The 14,280-nt window shown below is 74.6% G+C and carries 14 protein-coding genes; 8 read left to right on the forward strand and 6 right to left on the reverse strand.

Annotated features, from left to right (window positions below):
- Window positions 1-18: 18 nt before the first annotated feature.
- The 3 genes from JOF54_RS04890 to JOF54_RS04900 form a co-directional block, all read right to left on the reverse strand.
- A complete protein-coding gene (locus tag JOF54_RS04890) occupies window positions 19-1,122 on the reverse strand; it encodes a spore photoproduct lyase family protein (RefSeq protein ID WP_307803841.1) in 1,104 nt (367 codons plus the stop codon).
- Between the two features lie 65 nt (window positions 1,123-1,187).
- Window positions 1,188-2,057: a C40 family peptidase gene (locus JOF54_RS04895; RefSeq protein ID WP_210053511.1), complete on the reverse strand. Its 870-nt coding sequence runs from the start codon at window positions 2,055-2,057 to the stop codon at window positions 1,188-1,190.
- Window positions 2,058-2,240: 183 nt separating this feature from the next.
- Entirely contained in the window at window positions 2,241-2,630 is a 390-nt protein-coding gene (locus JOF54_RS04900) for a winged helix-turn-helix transcriptional regulator (protein ID WP_210053514.1), read from the reverse strand.
- 99 nt (window positions 2,631-2,729) lie between these two features.
- On the opposite strand from JOF54_RS04900, the gene JOF54_RS04905 reads away from it, so the two are divergent.
- Window positions 2,730-3,392, forward strand: a complete 663-nt coding sequence (locus tag JOF54_RS04905; RefSeq protein WP_210053515.1) for an FMN-dependent NADH-azoreductase — start codon at window positions 2,730-2,732, stop codon at window positions 3,390-3,392.
- A gap of 2 nt (window positions 3,393-3,394) precedes the next feature.
- On the opposite strand, the gene purU is transcribed toward JOF54_RS04905, so the two are convergent.
- On the reverse strand, window positions 3,395-4,264 hold the full coding sequence (gene purU, locus JOF54_RS04910; RefSeq protein WP_210053517.1) for a formyltetrahydrofolate deformylase: 870 nt from the start codon (window positions 4,262-4,264) through the stop codon (window positions 3,395-3,397).
- A 173-nt stretch (window positions 4,265-4,437) separates the two neighbouring features.
- Between purU and JOF54_RS04915 the strand changes: the two genes are divergently transcribed.
- The 4 genes from JOF54_RS04915 (at window position 4,438) to JOF54_RS04930 (ending at window position 7,730) form a co-directional block, all read left to right on the forward strand.
- Window positions 4,438-4,953, forward strand: coding sequence for a MarR family winged helix-turn-helix transcriptional regulator (locus JOF54_RS04915; protein WP_210053519.1), 516 nt, complete (start codon window positions 4,438-4,440; stop codon window positions 4,951-4,953).
- Window positions 4,954-4,957: 4 nt separating this feature from the next.
- Window positions 4,958-5,797, forward strand: coding sequence for a glycosyltransferase family 2 protein (locus JOF54_RS04920; protein ID WP_210053521.1), 840 nt, complete (start codon window positions 4,958-4,960; stop codon window positions 5,795-5,797).
- Window positions 5,798-5,836: 39 nt separating this feature from the next.
- Window positions 5,837-6,238 carry an HNH endonuclease gene (locus JOF54_RS04925; protein ID WP_210053522.1) on the forward strand — a complete coding sequence of 134 codons (402 nt, stop codon included), beginning with the start codon at window positions 5,837-5,839 and terminating at the stop codon, window positions 6,236-6,238.
- 64 nt (window positions 6,239-6,302) lie between these two features.
- Window positions 6,303-7,730: a glycosyltransferase gene (locus JOF54_RS04930; RefSeq protein WP_210053524.1), complete on the forward strand. Its 1,428-nt coding sequence runs from the start codon at window positions 6,303-6,305 to the stop codon at window positions 7,728-7,730.
- 18 nt (window positions 7,731-7,748) lie between these two features.
- On the opposite strand, the gene JOF54_RS04935 is transcribed toward JOF54_RS04930, so the two are convergent.
- Window positions 7,749-9,047, reverse strand: coding sequence for a cation:proton antiporter (locus JOF54_RS04935; RefSeq protein ID WP_307804456.1), 1,299 nt, complete (start codon window positions 9,045-9,047; stop codon window positions 7,749-7,751).
- Window positions 9,048-9,372: 325 nt separating this feature from the next.
- Here JOF54_RS04935 and JOF54_RS04940 point away from each other — a divergent pair, with 325 nt between their 5' ends.
- On the forward strand, window positions 9,373-10,893 hold the full coding sequence (locus tag JOF54_RS04940) for a SulP family inorganic anion transporter (RefSeq protein WP_210053529.1): 1,521 nt from the start codon (window positions 9,373-9,375) through the stop codon (window positions 10,891-10,893).
- The gene (locus tag JOF54_RS04945; RefSeq protein WP_210053531.1) at window positions 10,880-11,281 is read left to right on the forward strand and encodes a MerR family transcriptional regulator; all 402 of its coding nucleotides are present in this window, start codon (window positions 10,880-10,882) and stop codon (window positions 11,279-11,281) included. The genes JOF54_RS04940 and JOF54_RS04945 overlap by 14 nt, the downstream gene beginning before the upstream one ends.
- A gap of 16 nt (window positions 11,282-11,297) precedes the next feature.
- On the opposite strand, the gene JOF54_RS04950 is transcribed toward JOF54_RS04945, so the two are convergent.
- On the reverse strand, window positions 11,298-13,649 hold the full coding sequence (locus JOF54_RS04950) for an esterase-like activity of phytase family protein (protein WP_210053533.1): 2,352 nt from the start codon (window positions 13,647-13,649) through the stop codon (window positions 11,298-11,300).
- Between the two features lie 218 nt (window positions 13,650-13,867).
- Here JOF54_RS04950 and JOF54_RS04955 point away from each other — a divergent pair, with 218 nt between their 5' ends.
- A complete protein-coding gene (locus JOF54_RS04955; protein WP_210053535.1) occupies window positions 13,868-14,275 on the forward strand; it encodes a hypothetical protein in 408 nt (135 codons plus the stop codon).
- The last annotated feature ends 5 nt before the right edge of the window (window positions 14,276-14,280 follow it).

The raw sequence follows: 14,280 nt of genomic DNA on the forward strand, positions 1-14,280 counted from the left end.
GCCGGATGCGGGGCGCTCTCAGAAGGCGTACCGCACCGTGCACTCCGGCAGCGTGCGGGCCAGCGCCTCCTGCAGCTGGTCGAGGTACCCGCGCTTGGCCCCGCTGCGGTACCGGACGTTCAGCGCGCCGTTCTCCGAGCGCTTGGTCTCCTGCAGGTCGGGGCGCCAGAGCACCTCCTCGGCCTTCGGGTGCCAGCCCAGGTTGACCTCGTGCAGCTGCTCGTTGTGGGTCAGGAAGATGATCTCGGCGCCCAGCTGGCGCCGTGCCGTCTCCCCCACCCCGTCGCGGACCTGCGCGAACAGCTCGGTCCACTGCTCCAGCCAGTCGTCGACCACGACGACCGGGGAGAAGTTGAGGTGCACCTCGTAGCCGGCGGCGACGAAGTCGTCGACGGCCGCGATCCGCTCGGCCACCGGGGAGGTGCGGATGTCGACGAGCCTGGCCATCGTCTCGGGCATCAGGGAGAAGCGGACGCGTGTCCGGCCGCGCGGGTCGAGGTCGAGCAGGTCCCGGTTGACGTACTTGGTGGCGAAGCTGGCCTTGGCGGTGGGCCGCCGGCGGAACAGCGCCACGAGGTCGGCGACGTTGTCGCTGATGGTGGCGTCGACGGAGCAGTCGCTGTTCTCGCCGATGTCGTAGAGCCAGGCCTGCGGGTCGCACTGGTTCGGCGTCGTCTTGGTGCCCTGGCGGGTGATGTGCCGGTCGAGGTAGCGGGTGATCTGCTCGATGTTGGCGAACGTCGTCACCGGGTTGCTCCAGCCCTTGCGCCGCGGGACGTAGCAGTAGGCGCACGCCATCGCGCAGCCGTTGGCGGTGGACGGGGCGATGAAGTCGGCCGAGCGCCCGTTGGGCCGGGCGCTGAGGGACTTCTTGACCCCCAGCACCAGGGCCTCCGTCTTGATCCGCACCCAGCGGGCGACGTTGGTCTGGTCGCCGTGCAGCTCGGGGATCTGCCAGTGGCTGGCCACCTCGGTGATCTCGGCGTCCGGCCAGCGCTGCACGACCTGCTGCCCCCGGGGCAGCTCGAGCGCCGCGGGCTCGGCGTAGATCCGGCGGACGTCCAGCAGCGGCCCGGCCGGTCGCCGGGCCGGTCGCTCCTCCAGGGGCAGGGGCACGCTCACCCCGTCAGTCAACCAGCCACCACCGACATCTCACCGGGCCCGGCTGCCGGGCGGGGGCTGACGGCTCAGCCGGGCCGGCGGGCGCCGCTGAAGGGCATGTAGGCGATCTTGCTGTACTCGACGTCCTTGCCCGCGCGCGGGGCGTGGATGACCTGGCCGTCGCCCACGTAGATCGCCACGTGGGCGGGCTGCTTGCCGTAGAAGAAGACGAGGTCGCCCGGCCGCAGGTCGGCCTCCGCGATCTTCTTCCCGGTGCCGAACTGCTGCTGGGAGGTGCGCGGGACGGTGACCCCGGCCGCCTTCCAGGCGCTCAGCGTGAGGCCGGAGCAGTCGTAGGCCTTCGGCCCCGTCGCCCCGTACTGGTAGGGCTTGCCCAGCTGCGACTTCGCGAAGGCCACCGCACGCGCCCCCGCGTCGGCGGGCTTCGCGGGCGGGGCCGCGAGGTAGCGGGTCGAGACCCAGCGCTCCTTCCCGCTGACGGTGGTCTGGGCGTAGCCCTTCGTCACGGTGCCGGTGAGCTTCACCGACGCCCCTTCGGCGATCCGCGCCACCAGCGCGCCGGAGCCGGCCGCGCGGTCGCGGACGGCGAGCCGGGCGGTGGCGATCCGGGTGCCCTTGCCCAGCGCCCGCGGCGCCGCGGGCAGCTTCGTCGTGCGGGTGGTGAGCGCGGCCGAGGCGACGTAGGCGGTCTTGTCGCGGAAGCGCACCTGCACCCAGCCGTGGCTCGCGGCCTTCGTCGTCGGGATCCGCTGGCCGCGCTCGAGGGTGCCGACGACGGCGCCCTTCGTGGCTGCCGAGCCGCGGATCGCGGTCTTCGCGGTGGCGGTGCCGGTGACCACGGCGGCCTCGGCCGGCGCGGCGCCCAGCAGGCCGCCGGCCAGCACCCCGGCGGTGGCCGCGACGGCGGCCAGGCGGCGGAGAAGGGGTCGGGTCATGGGGAGCTCCTCGCTGTCGCACCGCCGCGCGGTGACCGGTTCCCCCCGAACACCGACCACGCTAGGGGCGGCGCTCCGCGGGTCACCAGGGACGAAAGGCCCCAAGGGTCCGGGCGCAAGGCGACACGCCGTCCTGCGACCGAACGGTGCGCAGACCGAGACCGCTCCGCGACCCGGACCGGGTCAGCAGGTCGGGGTGCAGCGTGCAGCGGGCAGCGCGTCGGCGGCCCAGCTGCCCAGGGCGTGCAGGATCGGCGTCAGGTCGCGGCCGGCGTCGGTGAGCGCGTAGCTGACCCCGGGGGGCCGTGTGTCGGTCACGGTCCGCTCCACCAGCCCGGCGGCGACCAGCTCGGCCAGCCGGTCCGACAGCACCGAGTCGGTGATCGTGCCGACGGCGCGCCGCAGGTCGGCGAAGCCGGTCGGGCCCCCGTCGAGGGTGGCCAGGATGACGCCGTTCCAGCGCTTGCCGAGGAAGTCGAAGGCCCGCCGCAGGTCCGCGGTGCACGCGTGCACGCGCGGGTCGGCGGGGGCGTCGCCGGCCGACGGCAGGGCGTCCTCGGCGAGCTGGCTCATGGGTCGATGCTACCGGCGCGCCGCGTCCCGGGCGATGTGCTAGTTTTTTCCTAGTTGGTAGCGAAGTGCTATCAGCCCCCGACTTCTGATGGAGAACCCATGACCCTCTTCCGTCTCGACGCCAGCATCCGCGTCGAGGGATCCCACAGCCGCGAGATCGCCGACCTGGTCGAGCACGAGTGGCTCTCGGCCCACCCCGACGACGACGTCGTCCGCCGCCACCTGGGCACCGACCCGGTGCCCGCCACCGCCTGGGCCGACGCCGTCGGCGCCGCCTACGTGCCCGAGGACGAGCGCACCGAGGCCCAGCGCAGCGCGGTCGCCCTGGCCGCGCAGGCCGTGGACGAGCTCGTCGCCGCCGACGCCCTGGTCTTCGCCGTCCCGCTCTACAACTTCGGGGTCTCCCAGCACTTCAAGACCTGGGCCGACCTCGTCATCGCCGACCCGCGGATGGCGGCCGGCACCGAGCCCGCGACCGCCGGCAAGCCCGCCGTCCTGGTCACCGTCCGCGGCGGCAGCTACGCGGCCGGCACCCCGCGCGAGGGCTGGGACCACGCCACCGGCTGGATGCGCCGCATCCTCGCCGACGTCTGGAAGCTGGACGTCTCGGTGGTCGAGAGCGAGTTCACCCTCGTCGGGGTCAACCCGGCGCTGGACCAGTTCGCCGACCTGGCCCGCGACCTGCGCCAGCAGGCCGAGGCCGACGCCCGCGCGCACGGCCGGACGCTGGCGGCGAGCCGCACGGAGCGCGCCGCCGCCTGACCTCAGCGGAAGACGACGGTCCGGGTGTCGTTGAGCATGACCCGGTGCTCGCTGTGCCAGCGGACGGCGCGGGAGAGCACCTGGGTCTCGACGTCGCGGCCGGCCGCCACGAAGTCCTCGGGGGACATCTGGTGGTCGACCCGCACGACGTCCTGCTCGATGATCGGGCCCTCGTCGAGGTCGTCGTTCACGTAGTGCGCGGTGGCCCCGATGAGCTTGGTGCCGCGGTCGTGGGCCTGGTGGTAGGGCTTGGCGCCCTTGAAGCTGGGCAGGAACGAGTGGTGGATGTTGATCGCCCGGCCGGCCAGCGCGTGGCTGGTCGGCGCGGTCAGCACCTGCATGTAGCGGGCCAGCACCACCAGCTCGACGTCGTGCTCGGCGACCAGCCGCAGCATCTCGGCCTCGGCCTCGGCCTTGGTGTCCGGGGTGACCGGCAGGTGCACGTAGGGGATGCCGGCCGAGGTGACGAGGTCGGCGAAGTCCGGGTGGTTGGAGACCACCAGCGGGATCGCGATGTTGAGGGTGCCCATCCGGTGCCGGTAGAGCAGGTCGTTCAGGCAGTGGCCGAACTTGCTGACCAGGATGAGCGTCCGCATCGGGGTGGCCGCGTCGGCCAGCGTGAACGTCATCCCGCGCTCGGCCGCGACGCCGGCGAAGCCCTGCTCCAGCTCGGCGAGCGGGGGCACGGCGCCGACGAAGTCGAACTGCACGCGCATGAAGAACCGGCCGGTCTCGCGGTCGCCGTACTGCTGGCTGGACAGGATGTTGGCGCCGTGGTGCACCAGGAACCCTGCGACGGCGTGCACCAGGCCGGGCCCGTCGGCGCAGGAGAGCGTGAGGACGTACTGCGGGCCGGACGGGCGGGGTGGCATGGCGGGGCTCCAGGGTCGGCAGCCGTCCACGGGCGAGCGGACGGGAGCCGCAGCGTACAACGGGGCCGCCGTCGGGCCCGGGAACGACGACGGACCGCCGACGCGCCCGACGGCTGCCGGCCAGCCGTGCACCGGGCGCACGGCGCGGGTCCCCGCTGCCTAGACTGACCGGCATGGCTCCCCCTGACCAGCCCGCCGCCGAGCCGAGCACGCGGTGGCTCGACGCGGAGGAGCGCGCCGCCTGGCTGAGCCTGTCCCGCACCATCGTCAAGCTGCCCTCGGCGCTGGACGCGCAGCTGGAGCGGGACGCGGACCTCAACTACTTCGAGTACCTCGTGATGGCCATGCTCAGCGAGCAGGAGACCCGGACCCTGCGGATGAGCCAGCTGGCCGCGCTGAGCAACGCCTCGCTGTCACGGCTGTCGCACGTGGCGAAGCGGCTGGAGAACCGGGGCTTCCTGCACCGCGAGCCCGACCCCGACGACGGCCGCTTCACCCGGGCCACGCTGACCCAGGAGGGCTTCGACAAGGTCGTCGCCTCGGCGCCCGGGCACGTGAGCGCGGTCCGCGCGATGGTCTTCGACGCCCTCACCGCCACCCAGCTGCGCCGGCTCCGCGAGGCCACCGACGCCATCCTGACCCGCGTCGACCCGGGCAACAGCAGCTGGCCCACCCCGCCGCCGGTCTGACCGCGTGAGCGCCGCGGAGCCCGTCCGCCTCTCCGTCGTCGTCCCGGCGTTCGACGAGGAGGCCTACCTCCCGGCCACCCTGGCCTCGCTGGCCCGCCAGCACGTCCCCGGCGGCTTCGAGGTGGTCGTCGTCGACAACGCCAGCACCGACGGCACCGCCGCGGTCGCGGCCCGCCACGGCGCCCGGGTGGTGCGCGAGGAGACGCCCGGCGTCTGCGCCGCCCGCCAGCGCGGCACCGAGGAGGCGCGCGGGGCGGTCGTCGTCTCCACCGACGCCGACACGGTCCACCCCGACGGCTGGCTGGCCCGGCTGGCCGGGCACTTCGACGACGACGACGTGGTCGCGGTGGCCGGCCCGTGCCGCTACCTGGACCCGCCGTGGTGGGCGCGGATCTTCCCCACCGGCTGGTTCGCCGTCATCAGCGCCGTGCACGCCCTGACCGGCCGGGTGCTCTACGTGACCGCCACCAACATCGCCTTCCGCCGCGAGGGGTTCCCGGGCTACGACACCCGGCTCACCCAGGGCGGCGACGAGGTCGACCTGCTGCGCCGGCTCCGCCGTCGGGGCCGGGTGGTCTGGGACGGCGGCAACCCGGTGCTCACCTCCTCGCGCCGGATGGACCAGGGCCTGCTGCACACCCTCGTCGTCTCCTACGGCTACCACTACGCGCTCAACCTCGCCCTCAACCGGCTGCGCCCCGACCGCGTCATGCACGTGGCCCCGGTCATCCGCGAGCAGCAGGCCGCGACGAGCCGCCGGCTGCGGCGGCGCTGGCGGGTCGCGGTGGCCGTCGCGGTCACCGCGGGCCTGGTCCTGTCGCGGCGCCGGTCCGGGGAGCGCTGACCACCCCACCCGTGAGCCCCCGTCCGTGAGCCGTCACCCGTGAGCGCGCCGGACGGCGCGCGGCCGTCCGGCCAGCCCGGTCGGGCCGAGCGGCTGGCGACCGTGCTGGCGCGCGACGGCGCCACCTGCACGTGGTGCGGCCGCGCGTTCGGCCCGCGGGTGCTGCCCACCACCGACCACCTCGTGCCCAAGGTGAAGGGCGGGCCGTCCTGGCTGGAGAACGAGGTGGCGGCCTGCCGGCGCTGCAACGGCGAGCGGGGCCACCGCGGCGCCGCCGACTGGCTGGAGGAGTGCGGACGCCGGGGCTGGTCCCCCGACGCCGCCCGGGTGCGCCGGGTGCTGGAGGCCCTCGACGGCGCGATCGGCGAGCGCGGCGGGCAGCGGCGAGCCCGACCGCACCTGGCCACCCAGCTGCGCCGGCTGCGGCGCGCCGACGGCTGATCGGGCCGGGCCGCCCGACCGCCCGGGCTGCTGCGGGACCGTGCGCTAGGTTGAGGGCGTTCCCATGTCCCACTTCCTGCTGCCGGCGACGCCCATCTACGGGCACGTGACGCCCATGGTGGCGATCGGCCGCGGGCTCGTCGAGCGGGGTCACCGGGTGACCGTCCTGACCGGCCGGAAGTACGAGGGCACGGTCTCCGGCAGCGGACTCGGGTTCCGGCCGCTGCCCGCCGAGGTCGACTACGACGACGCCGAGCTCGACGCCTGGCTCCCCGGCCGTCAGGAGCTGCGCGGGGTGGCCGCCGGCCGGCACGACATCCTCGGGCTGTTCGTGCGCCCGCTGCCCGCCCAGCACCGCGCCCTGCGGGCCGCCCTCGACGCGGACCGGTACGACGCCGTGGTCTGCGAGGCCGCCTTCCTGGGCGCGCTCCCCCTGCTCAGCGTCCCGGCCGCGCGCCGGCTGCCGGTGGTGGGCGTCTCGGTGACCCCGCTCGCCGTCAGCAGCGCCGACTGCGCCCCCTTCGGCGCGGGCCTGCAGCCCGACCGCTCGGTGCACGGGCTCGGCCGCAACTGGGTGATCTCGACGATCCTGCACCGGGGACCGCTGCGCCCGGTCCAGGACGGCCTGCGGGCGGCGCTGCACGAGGCCGGCGCGCCGGGTCCGGAGGGCAACTACTTCGACCAGGCCACCCGCTTCGACCTGACCTTCCAGCTGGCGACCCCCGGCATCGAGTACCCGCGCCGGTCCATGCCGGCCACGGTCCGCCTGGTCGGGCCGCTGCAGCTGCCCGTCGCCCCCGGCGTGCCGGCCGACGGCCCGCCCGTCCCCGGGCACCGCCCGGACGGGCCGGCCCGCGCGGCGGACCGGACCAGCGGGCTGCCCTCCTGGTGGGGCGACCTCGACGGCCGACGGCCCGTCGTGCACGTCACCCAGGGGACGATGGCCAACGGCGACCTCGGCCGGCTGATGGTGCCGACGCTGCGCGGGCTGGCCCGCGAGGACGTGCTCGTGGTGGCCTCCACCGGGGGTCGGCCGGTCGAGCAGCTGGTCGAGCAGCACGGCGGCCCGCTGCCCGCCAACGTGCGGGTGGCGTCATTCCTGCCCTACGACCAGCTGCTGCCGCGCACCTCGGTGATGGTGACCAACGGCGGCTTCGGCGGGGTGCAGCAGGCGCTGGCCTACGGCGTGCCGCTCGTCGTCGCCGGCAGCAGCGAGGACAAGCCCGAGGTCGCCGCCCGGGTCGCCTGGTCCGGCGCCGGGCTGAACCTGCGCACCGGCTCGCCGGGGGCCGCCCGGGTGCGCCGGGCCGTCCGCCGGGTGCTGCGCTCCCCCGCCCACCGGCGCGAGGCCGGCCGGCTGCAGCGCGAGATCGCGGGGCTGGGCGACCCGGTGAGCACCGTCGTCGACACCCTCACCCGGCTCACCGACGGCGACGGCCACGTCCGGCTGGACGAGGTCGGCGCGACCGCCGGCTACCGCGCCGCCGGCTGAGTCCGGTCGGCAGCGGGCTCAGACCGCCGTCTCGGGCGCCAGCGACGCGTCCCCGTGCCGGCGCACGGCCGCCCGCCGCCGCTCCCGGTCCAGCAGCATCATGGCCGGCGTGGCCGTCAGCCCGTGCAGCAGCACCGACGCGGCCACGGTCAGCGCCACCACGGCCCACAGCCGCTCGGGCTGGGCGAAGTCGCCGTGCTCGAGGGCCCAGGAGATGTAGAACAGCGAGCCGATGCCGCGCACCCCGAAGAAGGCGATGACGGCGCGCTCGCGGGGGCCCGTGCCGGTGCCGAGCATCCCCAGCCAGCCCAGGCCCGGCCGGATCAGCAGCAGGAACGCGACGACGAGCAGCACGTCGCGCGGCTGCAGGGCGTCGAGCAGGCCGCGGGTGAGCGCCCCGCCGAGCAGCACGAGGACCAGCACGGTGAGCAGCCGCTCCAGCTGCTCCACCCAGGAGTGCAGCACCTTGTGGAACCCGTGGCTGCGCTCGGCGGCCCGGATCGCGCAGGCGCACACGAAGACGGCGACGAAGCCGTAGCCGTGCACCAGCTCGGCGAGCCCGTAGGTCAGGAAGGTCGCGGCCAGCGCGACGAAGCCCTCGGCGTGGTCGGCCAGCCGCAGCGGCTGCAGCGGCGCGTTGAAGAACAGCTTGCCCAGCAGCCAGCCGGCCACCAGCCCGACGACCACCCCGGCCGCGAGCCGCCAGAGGAGGTCGACGGCGAGCCAGTGCCCGAACGACGCCCAGCCGAGGCCCGCGGTGCTGATGGCCACGGCGGCGTAGGTGAAGGGGAAGGCCAGCCCGTCGTTGAGGCCGGCCTCGGAGGTGAGCGCGAACCGCGCCTCGTCCTCGACGGGGGCGTCCGGCTCCTCGGCCGGCTCGGCGACCTGCACCTCGCTGGCCAGCACCGGGTCGGTGGGGGCGACGACGGCGGCCAGCAGCAGCGCGGCCGCGAGCCCCAGGCCCAGCCAGGCGCTGCCCACGAGGGTGACGACGGCGATGCAGCCCACCATCGTCAGCCCGATCAGCCGGCGCGGGCTGCGCCAGCCCTTCCAGCTGAGCGGGCGGTCCAGGGCCAGCCCGGCGCCCATCAGCGACACCAGCACGCAGACCTCGGTGAGGTGGGTGGTGACCGCGGGGTGCGCCAGCGGGTCCGGCGTCGGGAGCTCGGGCACCAGCCAGAAGACCAGGGCGCCCAGCCCGAGGAAGACCATGGGCATGGAGACGGGGACGCGGCCGAGCAGCCGCGGCAGCAGGGCGGCTGCGAAGGCGGCCAGGCCGAGCGCGGCGAAGAGCAGACCGGGGTTGTCGACGCTGATGGCGTGCTCCTGGGACGGGGTCCGCGACCCGACCGGGTCGTCAGTCGCGGGCTGGTCGTGACCGCGGGTCGCCGAGCCGCCCGGCGCCGGACCGCAGAAGTCTAGGCGCTCCCCACCCGCGCACGGGCCGGGCCGGCGGGGCCGGTGGGAGCAACCCTCACGTCGCGGTAGGGTTGAGGTTCCCGGCCGCGGCCAGCCGTCGCCCGGGCCGCCGGTGCAGCGTCGCGCCGCCGTCGCGAGCCCCGCCCGCACCCCTGACCCACTCCGCCCGTCGCGCCCGCGGCCGCCGCACGCCCTGCTCGCCCGACCACCCGAACGGACCCCCATGACGTCACCGCCGTCCGCCCCGGCGCCCGCCGCCGTCCACGCCCCCGACAACCCGACGGTGCGGCAGGCCCTGCGCTCCCCGCGCCGGCTGCGCACCGAGGTGCTGGCCGGGCTCGTCGTCGCGCTGGCGCTGATCCCCGAGGCCATCTCGTTCTCGATCATCGCCGGCGTCGACCCCCGCGTCGGGCTGTTCGCGTCCTTCACCATGGCGGTGACCATCGCCGTCGTCGGCGGCCGGCCCGCCATGATCAGCGCCGCGACGGGTGCGGTGGCCCTCGTCATCGCCCCGCTGGTGCGCGACCACGGCCTGGACTACCTCGTCGTCACCGTGCTCGCCGCGGGCGTGCTGCAGATCGTCCTCAGCCTGCTGGGCGTGGCCAAGCTGATGCGGTTCGTGCCGCGCAGCGTCATGGTCGGCTTCGTCAACGCGCTGGCGATCCTCATCTTCAGCTCGCAGGTCCCCTACCTGCTGGGCGTGCCCTGGCTGGTCTACCCGATGGTCGCCGTCGGGGTCGCGGTGATCGTCCTGCTGCCCCGGCTGACCACCGTCGTGCCGGCCCCGCTGGTCGCCATCGTGCTGCTCACCGCCGCCGCGCTCGCCTTCGGCCTGGCCGTGCCGACCGTCGGCGACCAGGGCGCGCTGCCCGACAGCCTCCCGACGCTGTTCCGCCCCGACGTCCCGCTGACCCTGGAGACGCTGCGGATCATCGCCCCCTACGCGCTGGCCGTCGCCCTCGTCGGCATCCTCGAGTCGCTGATGACGGCCAAGCTGGTCGACGAGATCACCGACTCCCGCAGCTCGAAGAGCCGCGAGACCTGGGGGCAGGGCGTCGCCAACGTCGTCACCGGCCTGTTCGGCGGGATGGGCGGCTGCGCGATGATCGGCCAGACCATGATCAACGTCAAGGTCTCCGGGGCCCGGACGCGGATCTCCACCTTCCTGGCCGGGGTCTTCCTGCTGGTGCTGGTGGTCGCGCTGGGCGACGTCGTCGCCGTCATCCCGATGGCCGCCCTGGTCGCGGTGATGATCATGGTGTCGGTCGGCACCTTCGACTGGCACAGCGTGAGGCCCTCGACGTTGCGCCGGATGCCGCTCAGCGCCACCGCGATCATGGTCGCGACCGTCGCCGTCACCGTCGCGACGCACAACCTGGCCTACGGCGTCGTCGTCGGCGTGCTGGTGGCGATGGTCTTCTTCACCCGCCGCGTCGCCCACTTCACCGAGGTCGTCGACGTCGCGCACCCCGACGAGGACACCCGCGTCTACGCCGTCCGGGGGGCGCTGTTCTTCGCCTCCAGCAACGACCTGGTGCAGCAGTTCGACTACGCCGGCGACCCGCAGCACGTGGTCATCGACCTGTCCGGGTCGCAGATCTACGACTCCTCCACCGTCGCCGCCCTGGACGCCATCGAGACGAAGTACCGCCAGCGCGGCAAGGACGTGCAGATCGTCGGGCTCAACGAGCCAAGCCGGGTCTGGCACAGCAAGCTGAGCGGGCAGCTCGGTGCCGGGGGCTGACGCCGGGGCCGGCGCCCCGCAGCAGATCGGCCGGGTGGCCGAGGACCTCGGGCTCTCGATCCGGACGCTGCGGCACTGGGACGAGGTGGGCCTGGTCCCCCCGTCGGTGCGCAGCGCGGGCGGCTACCGGCTCTACACCGCCGACGACGTCGACCGGCTGCGCACGATCCGGCGGATGAAGCCGCTGGGCTTCACGCTGGAGGAGATGGGCCGGCTGCTGGCCTCCCTGGACGTGCTCGACGGCGCGGGCGCCTCGGAGGAGGACACCCGCGCCGCCGCGGCGTTCGTCGCCGACTGCCACGCCCGGGCCGAGGAGAGCTGCGCGACGCTGGCCCGCCAGCTCGGCTGGGCCGAGGAGTTCCGCGACCTGCTGGCCGGCCGCGGCTGAGCGGCCGGCCGGCGGGTCAGCGGGCGGCGCTGACCGCCTGCACCCGCTCGACACCCGGGCGGGCGGCGGGGCTGACGGCGGCGTGCCGGCGCCGGGCCAGGTCGCCGACGTCGGGGTTGTCGGTGAAGAAGGCGTCCATCCCGGCCTCGAGGTAGGTCTCGATCTCGCGCCGCAGGTCACCCGGCGCCGTGAGGTCGGAGCCCAGCCGGTAGTCGGCCGGCAGGTACTGGTTCTCCAGCCGGAACGTCCAGCCGGTGACGCTGAGCCCGACGCGGTGCGCGTCGCGGATGACGTCGGTGGGCTCCCCGAGCCGGTTCTGGGCGTCGCGCGGGATCATCACGTCCTTGCAGAGGCCGACGGCGTCGGCGTAGCCGCTGATCTCGGCCAGGCCCTCCGGCGTCACCAGGTCGGCGTAGGTGCGCGGGTCGCCGGAGCTCACCAGGTCGAACGGGGCGCCCGCGCAGTCGACGAGCTGCACCAGCGGCAGGTCGGTGCGGCGGGAGAGCCGCTGCAGGTTGGCGGTCTCGAAGCTCTGGATGACCACCGGGTCGTCGGCGCCGGCGTAGCCGTTCTGCTCCAGCACGTCGACCAGACGGTCCTCCAGCGCCAGCCCGAGGTCGGCGAAGTAGGTGGGATGCTTGGTCTCGGGGTAGACGCCGATCCGGCGGCCGTCCGCGGTCCGGGAGTGCCGGGCCAGGTCGATCACCTCGTCCAGCGTCGGGACCTGGTAGAGCCCGTCGAAGCGGGTGTTGGCGCCCCGGACCTGCGGCAGCCGCTCGACCGCCCGCAGGGTGCGCAGCTCGCCGAGGGTGAAGTCCTCGGTGAACCAGCCGGTGATGCGGCGGCCGTCGATCACCTTGGTGGTGCGCCGGCCGGCGAACTCGGGGTGCACCGAGACGTCGGTGGTGCCGCCGATCTCGTTCTCGTGCCGGGCGACCAGCTGGCCGTCCTTGGTGGCGACGACGTCGGGCTCGATGTAGTCGGCGCCCTGGGCGATGGCCAGCTCGTAGGACGCCAGGGTGTGCTCGGGGCGGTAGCCGCTGGCCCCGCGGTGCGCGATCAGCATGGTGGACGGAGCGGTGACGCGCTCCTTCTTCAGCTGCAGCATGATCATCTCCGTGTCGTCGGGCGTGCCCGGGTACCGGGCGTCGTTGCCGGGGAAGTTGTTGTCGTTGGCCAGCAGGTAGCGGCCACGGCCCAGCGGGACGACGGTCTCGACCGACTGGAAGGGGAACGAGAAGGTGCGGCCGACGCCGTAGGCGCCCGGTGAGCGGTCGACGCCGATCTCGGCCGGGTTGGCGATGTCGAGCAGGTCGACGACCAGGGTCTTGACCAGGTAGCCGTCGCGGTCCTTCTTGCGCAGGTCCAGCGCGTAGACGCGCTTGGTGACGGCGGCGGCGCCCTGGAAGTCGTCGCGCTCGAGGACGACCATCGTGTGCTTGCCGGTCATGTGCGCGTCGCCGACGACGTTCGCGTCGGTGTCGGTCTGGTACGCCCAGGTCCGCGCCGTGTAGCGCTTCTTCCGGGTGTCGAACTCCGAGATGACCCGGCGGCGCTTCTCGGGGTCGGTGGTCAGCGCGCCCTCGACGACGGGGTAGAGCCGGCGGCCGTCGGCCGAGCCCGCCATCGCCTCGAAGCCACGGCTCCGCGGCACGACCGCCTCGCCGGAGCCCAGCGTCGGGTTGTCCGGGGACTTCCCGCCGCGGAAGGGCACCGGCGCGTCGAGCACCCGACCGCGCCGGTCCACGTGCAGCAGGAAGGGGCCGAACTCCTCGCCCACCCAGAAGGTGCCGTCCGGCACCCGGACGACGGACTCGATGTCGAAGTCCGCCCCGGTCAGCAGCCGGGAGCGGGTGCGCTCGTGGACGATCGGGAAGCCGATCTTGCGGTCCGGGTCGCGCAGGGAGATGAACTTCTGCACGCGGATCGCGCCCTTCCCGCCCTTCGCGGTCTCCCAGGCGGGCTCCACCAGGTACATCCGCAGCAGGAAGTCGGCGGAGTTGGCCTTGGCGCCGAAGCCGTTGTCGGGCATCGCCCAGAAGGTGCCGTCGCCGTTGGCCACGACGCCGGAGAAGCCGGGCACGACCTGGCCGTCGAAGGGGCCGGTGCGGCCGTTGGCCGGGGTGGCCTGCGCGCCCGAGGCCGGCCCGGGGGCCAGGAAGTCCGCCGACAGGGTGGCGCGGGCGGTGAGCACGGGGGTGGTGGTCGTCCGGGGCCGCTCGGCGGCGGCGCGGGCGGGCGTCGTGGTGGTGGTCGCGCGCTGCTCGCGCTCGACCGGTCGGGGGGCCGCGGTGGCGGCCGCCGTCGGCCACAGCAGGCCGAGGGAGAGGAGGGCGGCCGTCGTGGCGCCCAACGGGGACAGTCGCATCGGTGCTCCTGGTCGGAGTCTGCGGGGGGTTCGCAGAGAGGCTCGTGCTCCGACTGAACCCAGTGCGGACGGCGCCGGCGTGGCCGCCGGGGCACGGCCAGGCGAGCAGCAGGTGAACTCTGGCCGCCGGGGCCCGCGGCGCGGCCCCGGACGCCGCTCCCCCGCCCGCTCACCTGGACGTCAGCGCCCGTTCACCCGGGCCTGCCAGCCTGCACCGCATGCAGCCTGAGCGACGTGTGCTGGGACCCGCCGAGGTCCGCTGGAACGACTACGTGGGCACGGCCGCGGCCGACGACGCCGACGCGGTCCTGGACCGGCCGAGCCTCTACGAGCTGGCCGGGGTCGACCGGGGCCGCTACACGATCCTCGGGGTGGACCTGACGATCTGGGAGGACACGACGACCGCGAGCGTCTACGCCGTCGACCGGGTCGCCGAGCAGCTCGAGACCCACGGCGACATCGACGCGCTGGGCCAGGAGCGGGGCGAGATCCCGGTGGTCGAGTTCCCCCTGCCGGCGCAGGCCGTCACGGAGTTCCTCGACGACGCCTTCAAGCGGATCGCGCTGCGGCTGGTGGCCCGCGGCGTCCGCGAGCACCAGCTCGTGGTCGTCCCCCAGGCCGGCTGAGCCGG

This window comes from Microlunatus capsulatus, assembly GCF_017876495.1.
Taxonomy (GTDB): domain Bacteria; phylum Actinomycetota; class Actinomycetes; order Propionibacteriales; family Propionibacteriaceae; genus Microlunatus; species Microlunatus capsulatus.